Source organism: Halogranum roseipondis (assembly GCF_059695585.1).
Genome location: NZ_CM185235.1, coordinates 3,194,934 through 3,208,068, shown reverse-complemented (window position 1 = coordinate 3,208,068; position 13,135 = coordinate 3,194,934). Strand labels below are relative to the sequence as shown.

The 13,135-nt window shown below is 65.1% G+C and carries 13 protein-coding genes; 6 read left to right on the top strand and 7 right to left on the bottom strand.

Going from position 1 to position 13,135, the window contains the following annotated elements; all coding sequences use genetic code 11:
- Window positions 1-3 precede the first annotated feature (3 nt).
- On the bottom strand, window positions 4-396 hold the full coding sequence (locus tag EOHIBHHM_RS16740; protein ID WP_497252593.1) for a DUF2267 domain-containing protein: 393 nt from the start codon (window positions 394-396) through the stop codon (window positions 4-6).
- Window positions 397-460: 64 nt separating this feature from the next.
- Window positions 461-1,681, bottom strand: a complete 1,221-nt coding sequence (locus EOHIBHHM_RS16735) for an FAD-dependent oxidoreductase (protein ID WP_497252591.1) — start codon at window positions 1,679-1,681, stop codon at window positions 461-463.
- A gap of 225 nt (window positions 1,682-1,906) precedes the next feature.
- On the opposite strand from EOHIBHHM_RS16735, the gene EOHIBHHM_RS16730 reads away from it, so the two are divergent.
- Both EOHIBHHM_RS16730 and EOHIBHHM_RS16725 read left to right on the top strand, forming a co-directional pair.
- Window positions 1,907-2,494 (top strand): LemA family protein, encoded by a 588-nt coding sequence (locus tag EOHIBHHM_RS16730; protein WP_497252589.1) that lies wholly within the window; start codon window positions 1,907-1,909, stop codon window positions 2,492-2,494.
- A gap of 9 nt (window positions 2,495-2,503) precedes the next feature.
- Window positions 2,504-3,259, top strand: coding sequence for a hypothetical protein (locus EOHIBHHM_RS16725; RefSeq protein ID WP_497252587.1), 756 nt, complete (start codon window positions 2,504-2,506; stop codon window positions 3,257-3,259).
- On the opposite strand, the gene EOHIBHHM_RS16720 is transcribed toward EOHIBHHM_RS16725, so the two are convergent.
- From EOHIBHHM_RS16720 to EOHIBHHM_RS16710, 3 genes are all read right to left on the bottom strand, one after another.
- Window positions 3,241-4,308 carry a hypothetical protein gene (locus EOHIBHHM_RS16720; protein ID WP_497252585.1) on the bottom strand — a complete coding sequence of 356 codons (1,068 nt, stop codon included), beginning with the start codon at window positions 4,306-4,308 and terminating at the stop codon, window positions 3,241-3,243. The two genes, EOHIBHHM_RS16725 and EOHIBHHM_RS16720, sit on opposite strands and share 19 nt — an antisense overlap.
- An 84-nt stretch (window positions 4,309-4,392) precedes the next feature.
- The gene (ileS, locus tag EOHIBHHM_RS16715; protein WP_497252583.1) at window positions 4,393-7,530 is read right to left on the bottom strand and encodes an isoleucine--tRNA ligase; all 3,138 of its coding nucleotides are present in this window, start codon (window positions 7,528-7,530) and stop codon (window positions 4,393-4,395) included.
- Window positions 7,531-7,595: 65 nt separating this feature from the next.
- Window positions 7,596-8,054 (bottom strand): DUF7992 family protein, encoded by a 459-nt coding sequence (locus EOHIBHHM_RS16710; RefSeq protein ID WP_497252581.1) that lies wholly within the window; start codon window positions 8,052-8,054, stop codon window positions 7,596-7,598.
- A gap of 120 nt (window positions 8,055-8,174) precedes the next feature.
- Between EOHIBHHM_RS16710 and EOHIBHHM_RS16705 the strand changes: the two genes are divergently transcribed.
- From EOHIBHHM_RS16705 to EOHIBHHM_RS16695, 3 genes are all read left to right on the top strand, one after another.
- Complete coding sequence (locus tag EOHIBHHM_RS16705; RefSeq protein WP_497252579.1) at window positions 8,175-8,330, top strand: hypothetical protein; 156 nt, start codon at window positions 8,175-8,177, stop codon at window positions 8,328-8,330.
- 48 nt (window positions 8,331-8,378) lie between these two features.
- Window positions 8,379-9,467: a S1C family serine protease gene (locus EOHIBHHM_RS16700; protein WP_497252577.1), complete on the top strand. Its 1,089-nt coding sequence runs from the start codon at window positions 8,379-8,381 to the stop codon at window positions 9,465-9,467.
- 69 nt (window positions 9,468-9,536) lie between these two features.
- Complete coding sequence (locus EOHIBHHM_RS16695) at window positions 9,537-10,190, top strand: helix-turn-helix domain-containing protein (RefSeq protein WP_497252575.1); 654 nt, start codon at window positions 9,537-9,539, stop codon at window positions 10,188-10,190.
- Between the two features lie 27 nt (window positions 10,191-10,217).
- On the opposite strand, the gene EOHIBHHM_RS16690 is transcribed toward EOHIBHHM_RS16695, so the two are convergent.
- Complete coding sequence (locus EOHIBHHM_RS16690; RefSeq protein ID WP_497252573.1) at window positions 10,218-10,604, bottom strand: hypothetical protein; 387 nt, start codon at window positions 10,602-10,604, stop codon at window positions 10,218-10,220.
- A 12-nt stretch (window positions 10,605-10,616) separates the two neighbouring features.
- Window positions 10,617-11,756, bottom strand: a complete 1,140-nt coding sequence (locus tag EOHIBHHM_RS16685) for an aromatic ring-hydroxylating oxygenase subunit alpha (RefSeq protein WP_497252571.1) — start codon at window positions 11,754-11,756, stop codon at window positions 10,617-10,619.
- 233 nt (window positions 11,757-11,989) lie between these two features.
- Here EOHIBHHM_RS16685 and solA point away from each other — a divergent pair, with 233 nt between their 5' ends.
- Complete coding sequence (solA, locus tag EOHIBHHM_RS16680; protein WP_497252569.1) at window positions 11,990-13,132, top strand: N-methyl-L-tryptophan oxidase; 1,143 nt, start codon at window positions 11,990-11,992, stop codon at window positions 13,130-13,132.
- Window positions 13,133-13,135: the final 3 nt, after the last annotated feature.

Below are 13,135 nucleotides of genomic sequence, written 5' to 3'. Positions count from 1 at the left end.
CCGTCACTGCGCCGGCGTCGTCAGGAGGTCGCCGTACCCTTCGTTCTTCGGCAGCTGCGAGACGACGTTCTGGAACTCCTCCGTCCCGATTGCCTCAACGAGCACGCTCACGACGGCGTGCGTCGCGTTCTCGGGGTCGTCGGAGACGGCGTCGAACTCGCCCGCGTCGGCGACTCGCTCGCGGAACTCCTCGGCGTCGAACTGCTGGGCGTGGGTCGCCTCGGTGAGGTGACGGTCGATCTCGGGGGGGAGCTGGGAGGCGAAGTTCTCCGCCTCGTCTTCGGTGATCCGCTCCCCGAACGCCGTCAACACGGCTCGTGTCGCACTCACGGCCTCGCCGCGGGACGCGTAGTCTCCACGATCCTGGACGTTACCGATGAAGGTATCGTGCTTCATGGGTGTCGCGGGGCTACTCGCGTCTCACTTGTGTGTGTTCTGGCCAGTCTGAACGGCACCGCGGTCACGTCGCGTCGACGACGTCCTCGTCTGCAGGCGACCGGGCGTCGTACCGCTCGACCAACTGGTTCAGAACCGACGGGTCGTCGGCACCGGGGAGCGTCGAGTCGGCCGTGCGGCACTCGGCGTCGACGCCGAGGGCGTCACAGACGTGGTCGGCCGTCGCCTCCGCCATCGTGCGATAGGTGGTGAGTTTGCCGCCGACGATGCTGGCGAAGTTGTCGACGCCGTCCTCGGCGTGGTCGAGCAGGAAGAACCCACGTGAGATGCCGCGAGAGCCGTCTCTCGAATCTTCGTCCGGCCCGTAGAGCGGGCGGACGCCCCAGTAGGTGCGCGAGACGTCGAGGTCCCTGACGGGGGGAAGCAGCCGTCCACACTCCTCGAACATCTTCTGGATCTCCCACGCCTCCTCGTCGTACTCGTCGGGGTCGTCGACGTCGACGCTCGTCGTCCCCAACACGACCTGCTGGTCGTGCGGGACGACGATGTCCCCGTCGGACGGATCGCGACAGCGGTTGAGTACCGGTCCCAACTCTTCGTAGTCGACGGCGACCATCACGCCCCTGTTCGGGCGCATCTCCACGTCGACGCCGGCGAGTGCGGCACACTCGCCGGCCCACGCGCCCGTCGCGTTGACGACGTAGTCGGCTTCGACGGTGTCGTCGACGCTCCCGCCGACGGCGGCGGCGACGATCTCGCCGTCTTCGACGTAGAGCTCCTCGAGCGGTGCGTGGGTGAACACGTCCGCACCGTGCTCCTCGGCGCTGGCTGCGTTCGCGACGACGAGTCGCGACGGGTAGATGACGCCGTCGGGGACGGACATCACGCGGGCGACGTCGTCGGCGAGCTCCGGAACCTGCTCGCGGGCCTCCGTAACCGAGATCTCCTCGGCGGGGATGCCGTATTCGTGGCACGCCGCCAGTTTCTCCTCGAAATACTCGGGGTCGTCGTCCTCGAGCGAGACGAACAGGCCGCCGGTGTCGCGGACGGCGTCGCCGGCGATGTCGCGGAGGATCTCGTTCTCGCGGATGCACTCCTGTGCGCCGAGGGCGTCGGCCTCAGCGTAGCGGGCGCCGCTGTGCAACAGTCCGTGGGAGCGTCCGGACGTCCCCGACGAGAGCCCGCCGCGTTCGACGAGCGTGACGTCGACCCCGCGCATCGCGAGGTCACGGGCGACGCCGACGCCGGTCGCGCCGCCGCCAACCACCAGAACCGTGGTCTCCATACGTCCACTGGAGGCCCAGAAGGGCCTAACGCTCGTGGTCACGGAGTGAGCTTCCGGCAACGAGGGTGTCAAGTGCGTACGGGCCTACCACGGTGGACTCGTCGGATTCGTCGCTGGAGACTCGTGTGACTCGACGAGACTTCGAGAGAGGCGACATTCTACACTGTATCAATAATCAGAATATTCAGAAGAAATATATGTTGGGCAGTGAGAAATCGGGCAGAGATGGTCGAGCTGTTCACGCTCCTCGGCGGGTTCGTCGTATCGGTCGTCGGCTACAGTACAGTCAGATATCTCGGAACCGCACACAACACGCTCGTCGAGTCACGCGAGGAGTGTTCCCGTGCGTGGGCGAACGTCGAAGTCATGCTGGAACGGCGGCAGGACGAACTCGGCGCACTCGTCGACGTCACTAAAGAGCACATCGACTACGAGCGTGACGTCCTTCAAGCCGTGGTCGACGCTCGGCAGGCGGCGCTGGAAGCGGAATCACCCTCGGACGTCGCCTCCGCAGACGTCTCCATCCGGAGTTCGCTCTCGGACCTCCAGTCGCTCTCGGCGGAGTATCCGGACCTGCAGGCCGACGACCGGTTCGACGAGTTGACGACGAGTGTCTCCACGCTCGAAACCAGACTGGAGAACCGACGCGAACAGTACAACCAGACCGTCGCGGCCTACAACGCCCGTCGGAACCGGTTCCCAGAACGGTTGTTCGCTCGACTCCACGGGATGCGGCCGAAGACGCCGTTCGTCGCCTCACCGGAGGCCCACGAGAAACTCGACCTCGGTGCCCAGTTCGGGAGCGACGACTGAGGCACTGACGTGATATTCGGACTCGTCCTGTGGCTGGCTCTCCTCCTCGGGTCTGCCATCGCACTGCTTGGTGGTCTGCTCCAGATTAGTGAAGGGTTCGACCGGTACGCACAGGCGACGGCCATCCGCGACAGACCCGTCTCTTCACTCGACTCCTTCGCACTCGGTAACGTGGCAGTCCGCGGCACCGTCGTCCCGGACGAGCCACCCATCGCGCGGCCGATAGGAGAGGGAGAGTGTGTTGCGTACGACCTCCGCGTATACGACTCGACGTTGTCGGAGGGGTCGTTGGTGCGTGAACAGCGGGTCGTCCCGTTCTTCGTCGAGACGGACACCGGCCGAATCCGCGTCGCCGGCGACGACATCGACTTCGAGATGAGCGACGAGCGCTCGGGGGAACGCGTCCTCAAGAGTTGGCGAGACACCCCCGAAGACGTCACTGCCTTCGAACGCAAGTGGGAACTCTCACGACCGGACATGGGTGACAAGCGGACGTACGAGCAGTCGACAGTCGACGTCGGCGACACGGTCTCAGTGTACGGACGGGCAACACAGGAGAGGTCTGACGGGAGAGACGCGGACGACAAAGGAGCGGTGCTGTCCGGCGACGGTGACCTCTTTTTCGTCTCCGATAAGTCCCCAGACCAGTTACTCCGCGAGCGTCGTTACGCCGTCGGGAAGGCGGTGGCAGTGGGGACCGCCATGTCCACGCTCGGACTCGTCGGCTTGCTCGTGCTCACCGGGGCTTACTCGACACTACTCTGACGACGTGCCTCGCGTTTCGCGGCACCGAGACCTGAGAGGATTCCCGTGAGGACGAAATACTCGACGACGCCGAGGATAGGTGCGATGACGAAGACACCGAGACTGGCGGCGAGAGACGACGCGAGTTCCGCCCCCGTCAGGAGCGGATACAGTTCGAGTTCGGCTTGGAGCGTCGCCAAGGTGAGGACGGCGAAGACGCCGAGTTTGACCCAGAACGACAGTGCACCGACCGTGCCGTGGACGAGTCGTCGAGTCTCTTCCGGTCGTTCGTCCAACCACTCACGGAACGTCGGGGTACGAACCCACGCCTCGTAGAGCCAAACGAGCGGCGCGAGGAGGAGACCGAGGATGGCGACGACCCACTCTCGGAGCGTGAGCGAGACCGGTACGGGATCGACTCGTCGTCCGACAACCGGTAGTCGGCTACACGCGCGTCGGAGCCACAAGAACGGTGCGAGTGCGACACCACCCACTCCCTGTCGCCACTCGGCGAACGTCAGTCCGGACACGTCTGGAGAGACGTCTACGGGTGCGGCCCCGCCTCCGAGGTCGGGGGGGAACATCGCGTGGCAGTCCGCACAGAACCGCTCCGGTCGACGGTCTAGTTCGTGGACGGTCGGCGAGAACTGCATGACGCACTCGTTGTCGCACTGTTCAAGTCCGACCGAGTGTGCGACCTGTTTGATCGCCTGTCGCCGGATTCGGTTCCGTCGTTCGGGGCCGGGTGGTCCGAGTCGGTGTGTCGAAAACACCGCACGACCAGAGTCGAGATAGCTGGAGCCGAAGACGAACCTCCGGCGTCTGTAGAACACGTCGGCGTCCGTAATGCCCAGTATCGCGTCGACGTCGCCTCCAACTGCGTCAAGGCCGACGTCTAAGAGTATCCCGACGTCGTACTGGTCTCGGTCGGGGTCGTACCCTACCTCGGGACGTGGCCGTTCGTCGAAGGGAACCGCCCGGACACCGTAGGTATCTTCGAGTGCGTCGCTCGCCGTCTGGATATCCTCCGCAGAGACGGGACCAACTGGAACCACCGCAATTCGAATCACTTCGCTGCCAACTCCATAGCTTCGGTGTCAACCGAGACGAGAAAAAGGTTCGCACGACGACAGAAGCGTCGGCGGCAGTTCAGCCTACTCGTCGGTCCGCGCGATGCCGATGGTCACCTCGACGCCCTCGACGTCCCACTCCTCGACGAGGTCGAACACCGCTTCGTCGCCGTCGACGAACTCGGCCGTTCGCGTCTCTTCGGCGATGAACTCGCGGTGCTGGTCGACGAAGCCGGCGATCCGGTCGTCGACGACGTCGAGTCGCGTCCGGATGGTCTCCTCGACGTCGAGGTCGAGTTGCTTGCGCATCTCTTGGACGCGTCGGACGATGTCGCGAGCGTAGCCCTCGGCTTCGATCTCCTCGGTCAGCGTCGTGTCGACGTAGACGCTCCCGCCTTCGAAGTCGGCACCGGAGATCCCCTCCGGCGGTTCGGCGTGGTACTCGACCATCTCGTCGGTGAGTTCGACCGTCTCGCCGTCGACGTCGACGCCGGCCTCGACCTCGGCGCGGGGCTTGCCTTCGACGGCCTGCATGATCTTCTGCGCCTGGCCGCCGAACTCCGGCCCGATGACGCTCATCTTCGGATCGGCGTGTTCGACGAGTTCGTCGAACTGCTCGACGACGTCGAGCGAGCGCGAGTTCACGCGGTCGAGGAAGAGCTCTTCGAGCGACCGCATCGCGTTCGCGACGTCTTCGTCGTCGCTCTCGACGACGACCCGCGTGACGGGCCAGCGAAGCTTTCGGCCGCCCTGTTGGCGGGCGTTCGCGGCGGCCTCCTCGACCTTCCGGAGGACGGCCATGTTGGTCTCCAGTTCGGGATCGTGGAAGTCGGCGTCGACCTCAGGATAGTCGAGCATGTGGACGGTCGTGTCGCCCCCGTCGAGATGCTGGTACATCTCCTCGGCGAGGTACGGCGTGAACGGCGCGATGAGCTTGACAGATTCGAGGAGTACCGTCGACAACGTGGCGTACGCGCCGCGCTTCGAGGCGGAGTCCTCCTCCTCCCACATCCGCTCGCGGATCGCCTTCACGTAGAAGCGCGAGACGTCCTGCGTCACGAAGTCCAAGAGAGCGTTGAGCGCCTCGTGGACCTCGTAGTCGGCCCACGCGTCTGCCATCTCGTCTTTGACGCTCTGAAGTCGCGAGAGCACCCACTCGTCGACGACGGTGAGCTCCCCGTCGTCGAGATCTGCCTCCGACGGGTCGTAGCCGTCGAGTCGCATGTACGGGAGTGGGAAGCGGAACACGTTCCAGAAGATGTTGAGTCCCGACTGCATGTCGGCGAGCCCCTCCCACTCGAACGAGAGGTCGACGCCCTGTTGGTCGTGACTCAGGAGGTACGCACGGAGCGGGTCGCGGCCCGCACGCTCGATTGCCTCCTCGGGCGTGACGATGTTGCCGACGGACTTGGACATCTTTCGACCGTCCTTGTCGTTGGCGAACCCGTGCATGATGACCTCTTTGTACGGGACCTCGCCGACCGCGGCGGTTCCCATCCCGAGCTGTGACCAGAACCAGCCGCGGGTCTGGTCGTGGGCCTCGATGATGAGGTCGGCGGGCCACAGTTCGTCGAACTGCTCGGTCTCGCTGGGGTAGTCGAGCGTCCCCCACGAGGCGACCGAGGAGTCGATCCAGACGTCGAAGACGTCCGGAACGCGCTCGTAGGTGACGCCGTCCTCGGTGATGGTGAGGGGGTCGACAGCCGGGCGGTGGAGGTCCATCTTCTCGGGGTCGACGTCCTGGTCGACGCGCTCGGCGAGTTCCTCGCGCGTGCCGACGACGACGAGGTCCTCGGGGTCCGGTGTGGACTCGCCCTGCGGCTTCCAGATCGGCAGTGGGATTCCCCAGTAACGCTGTCGGGAGACGTTCCAGTCGGGTGCGTCCTCGACGAAGTTACGGAAGCGGTTGTCGCGAGCCCACTGGGGATGCCACTCGCTGTCCTCGATGTTGTCCAGCAGCTCGTCTTTGACGTCCGTGATCGTGATGAACCACTGGTCGGTCGCGAGGAAGATGATGTCCGTATCACAGCGCCAACATTGCCCGTAGCGGTGGGTGTGGCGACCGCTGTGCAGGAGCAGTCCCTTCGCGTCGAGATCCTCGATGATGGCGTCGTTGGCGTCGCGGACGAACGTCCCCTCGTACTTGCCAGCCTCGGCGGTGAAGTCGCCGTTGCCGGCGACGGGCGAGAAGACGTCGAGACCGAGTTCCTGCCCGCGCTCGAAGTCCTCCTGCCCGTGACCGGGGGCGGAGTGAACCAGACCCGTGCGGTCGGCCTCGACGTAGTCGCCGGTGTAGACCTGTCCGGCCCCCTCGAAGGCGGCGTGGTCGGGCACTTCCTCGGCCAGCGGGTGGTCGTATTCCCAGCCGACCATCTCGCTGCCGGCGACCTCGTCGAGCACTTCGTAGTCGTCGTAGCGGCCCTTCTTCAGGACGTCCTCGACGCACGGTTCGGCGACGTAGAGCACTTCGCTCTCGCCGTTCTTTGTGGCCTCGACCTTCTGGTACGTCATCTCCTCGGCGACGGCGACGAACGTGTTGGCCGGGATGGTCCAGGGCGTCGTCGTCCAGATGACGAGGTTCCCCTCCTGGCTCTTCAGGGGGAACTTCACGTAGATGCTGGGGGACTCGATCTCGTGGTACTCGACCTCGTTGTCGGCGATGGCCGTCTCACACCGCGGACACTGGTTGATGGCGCGTTTGCCCTGCTTGACGAGGCCGTTCTCGTGGACGTTCTGGAACGCCCACCACGTCGCCTCCATGTACTCCGGCGACATCGTCTTGTAGGGGTCGTCCCAGTCCATCCAGGCGCCGATGGACTGGAAGTCGTCGTCCATGTTCTCGCGGTTGCGCTCGGCGAACGTCTTACACTCCTCGATGAACTTCTCGACGCCGAACTCCTCGATGTCCTTCTTCGAGTCGAAGCCGAGTTCCTCTTCGACTTTCACCTCGATGGGGAGGCCGTGCATGTCGTAGCCGGGGCGGTCGGTCACCCGGTGGCCGGTCATCCGCTTGTACCGGATGATCGCGTCCTTCAGCGTCTTGTTCCACGCCGTCCCCAGATGCATCTGTCCCGAGGTGTACGGCGGCCCGTCGACGAAGAAGAAGGCGGGGTCCTCGGCGTGTGCCTCCTTCGTCGCCTCGTAGGCGTCGTGTTCGTCCCAGTACGACTCCGCCGAGGCCTCGACGTCCTCGGGAGTGTACTGGTCGCTGATATCCTCCATAGTGGTGGGGACTGCCTGTGCGTATATCAAAACGGTGGTGTTGCACGCGCGGGTGTCGAGTCGCGTCAGTCGAAGTCGGGCAGATCGTCGGGTGCCTCGTACTCCGCCTCCCAGTCGATGTACTCCGCCTTCAGCGTCTCCGAGACGACCTGTCCCAGTTCGGTCAGCCCGGCGTTGATCGAGGAGACCTGCCCCCAGCTCGTGAGCTTCGGATGGAGCTTACGCTCCTTCCAATCTTGCGGGAGACCCGGTGCGTGGTAGCCGACTCTGTCGGCGAAGTCGTCCCAGAAGAAGTCGAACTGCGGGAGCAAGTCCAGATCGAGGACGATCTGCCACTCCTCGGCCGTCACGTCGGTGTGGGCGGCCCACTCGTCGAACGCCTCCTCCCACGCACCCTCTCGGAGGAAGGCGTCCAGTTCGTCTCGACGGTAGTCGGTGTCGCCGAGGATCTCGGCGTCTTCGTACTGGTTGGGGTCGATCTCCTCCAACTCCGGCGGTGCGGGCGTCTCGACGTCGAGGGACATATCCCGACCAGACGACAGCCAAGAGTAAAGTCCCGTCGGGAGGCGGTCGACGGCGAAACGGAAACCACGACGACGAGGACGACCCGACCACTATTACGCTTCGCCCGGATAGTCAGATCGATGATAACGAATCGCGACATCAGCTCCGTCGAACTCTTCGAGCAGGCGCTCGACGAGGTCGTCGAGAGCGCACGGGAGAGCGGCGTCTCCGACGCGGCGCTCGCCGAGACGCTTCGAGCCCACGCCGTGGAACTGGACGCCGCCGAGAGGGAGTGACACCCGACAACGCACGATGTTTACGTGTGTGACCCCTACCCACGACGCATGAAGGCGAGTCGACGTCGGTTCCTCGCAGGACTCGGAAGCGTCGTCCTCGCCGCCTCCGCTGGCTGTTCTTCCCCGCGGAGTCGAGCGCCGACAGCGTCGCCGACGGGAGACGACGCTGCCTCGCAGACGACCGCCGACGAACCGTACACCCGTGCCTACCAGTCGGTCGTCGCCTCCGTCGTCCTCGTCCGCGTCTACGGCACCGACAGTCGCGCCGGACAGGGGTCGGGGTTCGTCTACGACGATCGGCATCTCGTCACGAACGAGCACGTCGTCCGTGGCAGTTCGGAGGTACGGGTACAGTTCCGCGAAGGGGAGTGGACCGTCGCCGACGTCGTCGGGACCGACGTCTACAGCGATCTCGCAGTACTGCGCGTCTCCGACCGTCCGAACTACGCGACGCCGCTGTCGTTGGTCGAGTCGGAACCGCCCGTCGGTACCCGGGTAGTCGCGGTCGGCGCTCCGTTCGACCTCGGCGGCTCGGTCTCCGCCGGCATCGTCAGCGGGCAGGACCGCGCACTCCCGAGCGCTGCCGGATTCACCATCCCCGACGCAGTCCAGACGGACGCCGCCGTCAACCCGGGGAACAGCGGTGGCCCGCTCGTCACGCTCGACGGCGACGTGGCGGGGGTCATCAACTCCGGCGGCGGCGACAACATCGGCTTCGCCATCTCGGCGGCGCTGGCCCGACGCGTGGTTCCGGCGCTCGTCGCCGACGGAGGGTACGACCACTCGTTCGTGGGCGTCCAGTTACAGGAGGTGTCGCCGCTCGTCGCGGAGGCCAACGACCTCGACCGTGCCCGCGGCGTCGTCGTCGTCAGCGTGATTCCGGACGGGCCGGCGGCGGGCGTGCTCCGAGGCAGCGACGGACGGACGGTCGTCCAGGGGACACAGGTGCCTGTCGGTGGCGACGTCGTCGTCGACGTCGACGGGACGGCGATCCGGACACGGGCGGACCTGGGTACGTATCTCGCCTTAGAGACGAGTCCGGGCGACACCGTGACGCTGACGGTTCTCCGGGGTGGCGAACGTCGGCAGGTGGCGGTGACGCTCGGGTCGCGGCCAGCGGCGGAGTCGGAGTCGTGATAAGAACTAACATCCCCCCAGTCGTTGGTTGGCACACGACGGCAGTAATTAAACGCCGAAAGCATAGCTATGAGTTTGATTGCGATCGCAGATATCCAGCACGCCGACCTCGCGTTGGTACCGACCATCAGAGAGTGTTCGTACGTCACTATCAGAGTAGTTCCACACTCCGGGACAGACCCCGAGACGGACCTCTTCTTCTTCCACGTCGAGTGTGACGACCGCGGGTTCGACGACTTCGACCGGACGATCGAGGCCGACCCGACCGTCGCCGAGGCGATGCGCGTCGCGGACTCGAAGGACACGCGCATCTACCGCCTCCGGCACACGGACGACACGATACTCCTCTCTCCCATCGTCGCGAGACTCGGCGGGCTGATGCTCGAGGCCGAGAGCACGCACGGCGCGTGGCGGGTCCGACTCCGCCTCCCCGACCGCGAGGCCGTCGCCTCGCTCTGGGAGTTCTGCGAGGAGGAAGGGATGTCGTTCGAGTTGGTCCAACTGTTCCGTCAGGACGGCCACGACCTCGGCATCCAACCCAACCTGACGGAGGCCCAGCGCGTCGCACTGGTGACCGCCCACCGGGAGGGGTACTTCGAGGAACCGCGGGAGACGTCGCTGGAGGAGTTGGCCGACGAACTCGACATCTCGCCGACGGCCGTCGGCGGCCGCCTCCGGCGAGGGATCAGCCGACTCATCGAGGTGAGCGTCCTCGACGAGTAGAGCGTCGTCGTCGAACGGGAGAAGCAGCTACACCGGACGCAGGTGGTCGTCTCGCGGCTCGTACAGCCCGCCCGACATCCGCAACTCCTCGATCTCGTCGAACGTCTCGTACATCGGGACGCCCTGTTTACTGCGGACGGCAGTGACGATACCGGTCGGGATTCCGTCGTCGTACTGTTCGTCCAACTCCCACATCACCTCTTTGAGGCCGCCGTCGGTCGGGACGTCACCCACTTCGCCGGGGTCGAGGTCGGCGCGCTTCCACTCGACCTCGTGTCCCGTGAGGCTGTGGTGGCGGCGCGCGAACTCGATCGCCCCGTTCGGTCGGTCGACCGCCTTCGACACCTCGCAGTCGGGACAGGTGACGACCAACGGCGTCTCGCTCTGCTCGTGCTCGTCGTGTGCTTGGCTCATCGGTCTCAGTTCTCAGGCGTTGTACGCTTCCTGCGCCAGTCGGTGGAGCTTGTGGACGGTGTGTTCGTTCGGGCCGAGCTGCGCTTGCGAGAGCGCGCCCATCTTCAGCCCGGCGAACTGTCGCTCGACGAGCTCGAAGTCCTCCTCCTGGAGCTGTCGACTCGTCCGGATGAACTCCTCTTCTTCCTCGCTCAGGTCGGGGTCGGCGAAGAAGTAGTCGGCGATCAGGTTGAACCGGTTCTCGTCGATGGGATCGATGATGTACGTGCCGTAGCCGTCGGCCGTGCCGTACATGTTGACCGTGAAGTTCGGCCAGAAGTAGTAGAAGCGCGCCTCGTGCTCGTCGTGCAGCGACATGTCCGACTCGATGTCGGCCTCGTGGGTGTAGTGGAGCACCCAGTGGTAGTCTTGGACTTCGAGTTCGGATTTATTGAGCGAGATGCCCTTGATCCAGTCTTGGTGGTTCGCCTGACAGTGGTCACACTCCGAGTAGTTGCCGCCGAACACCTTCCAGTTGCACTCGACCTCCGAGACGATGCGGCGGGCGTGTTCGTAGTCGCCGAGCGGCAACTGGTCGAGTTCCTCCTTCATCTTCCCGGCCTGGTCGGCCAGCGGCATCGGGTCGTCCTCGAAGTTGACGAACAGCAGCGGGCCGATGCTGTCGAGGTTCACCTCCATCAGGGCGTTCTCCTCCGAGTCGACGCCCGGGACGTCCTCGTCTTCGAGATCCGGGTTCAGACTCGCCTCCTCGAAGCTCTTGGGCGTGCTCCGGAGGTCGCCGTCTAAGTCGTACGTCCAGAGGTGGTACGGACACTGGATGCGCGAGGCGTTGCCGGGGTCGGTCATCGGCGTGTCCTCGACCATCTTCGACCCCCGGTGGGCACAGACGTTGAAGAACGCCCGCACCTCGTCTTCGTGGTCGCGGACGACGATGATCTGCTTGTCGCCGACGGTCCGGGTGAAGAACTCGCCGGGCTCTTTGATACAGTTCGCGTGTCCCGCGTACACCCAGTACTTCGAGAACACCTTCTCCTTCTCCATCTCCCAGACTTCCGGGTCGGTGAAGTAGTTCGCCGGGAGTGCGTTCGTCTCCTCGGTGATGTCTGGACTGACTGCGCTGACCTGATCCGTGCCGTTGTTCCACCGCGTCATACGATAATGCTACACAGACTCATGGGTAAACGTTCGTCGCAGATAGTTAGACCGTTGAAGTGGGGGCGCGAGTTTCCGAGAGCTGGCGAATCCAACCGCACGAGGTTCCGAGCGACGTCTCGAATCGGGAGCGACGCCGCCGCGACCGGCTCGCAGAAGCGACCCCCCACTTGAACCTCCGTGATAATGCGTCCCAACTGTAATGTGGGGGGGTTCCGAACCCCTCGGCGACTATGAGTGTAAGCGACGAGCGCCACGACGTCATCGTCGTCGGCGTCGGCGGCATGGGGAGTGCGACGGCGTACCACCTCGCGCGGCGCGGACTGGACGTGCTCGGTCTCGAGCGGTTCGACATCCCGCACACGCAGGGGTCGTCGCACGGGATCACGCGTATCATCCGACGCGCGTACTACGAGCATCCGTCGTACATCCCGCTCATCGAGCGCGCGTACGAGCTCTGGGACGACCTCGCCGAGGAGACGGGACGGGACGTCATCCACCGAACCGGCTCGATCGACGCTGGCCCGGAGGACAACATCGTCTTCCAGGGGTCGAAGGAGTCCTGCGAACAGTACGACATCCCGCACGAGGTGCTCACGGGCGCGGAGTTGAACGAGCGGTTCCCCGGGTACAACCTGCCGGAGGACTACAGAGGCGTCTACCAGCCGGACGGCGGTTTCGTCGTCCCCGAGCAGGCTATCGTGGGCCACGCGGAGGCGGCGATGGCTGAGGGGGCGGAGATTCGCGCCCGCCAGCGCGTGCAGGGCTGGGAGGAGACGGCCGACGGCGGCGTCCGTGTGGAGACCGCCGAGGGGAGCCACGAGGCCGACCGACTCGTGCTCGCCGCGGGCGCGTGGAACTACAAGTTCGCCGACGCGCTGGAGGGGCTGGCGACGCCGGAGCGACAGGTGCTCGCGTGGTTCCAACCCGAGACGCCACGGCTCTACCAGCCCGACGAGTTCCCCGTCTGGAACCTCAGCGTCCCCGAGGGACGGTTCTACGGACTCCCCGTCTACGACGTCCCGGGGATGAAGCTCGGGAAGTACCACCACCGCGACGAGGACGTCGACCCCGACGACTGGGACCGCGAACCAAACGCCGAGGACGAACGACTGCTCCGGGAGTTCTCCGAGAAGTACTTCCCCGAGGGGACGGGCCCGACGATGCGACTCGCCACCTGTATGTTCACCAACTCGCCGGACGAACACTTCATCCTCGATACGTTGCCCGAACATCCACAGGTGACGGTCGGTGCGGGGTTCTCGGGACACGGGTTCAAGTTCGCCAGCGTCGTCGGCGAAATCCTCGCCGACCTCGCCGCCGACGGCGACACTGACCACCCCATCGAGATGTTTCGACTCAGCCGGTTCGAGTGAAGG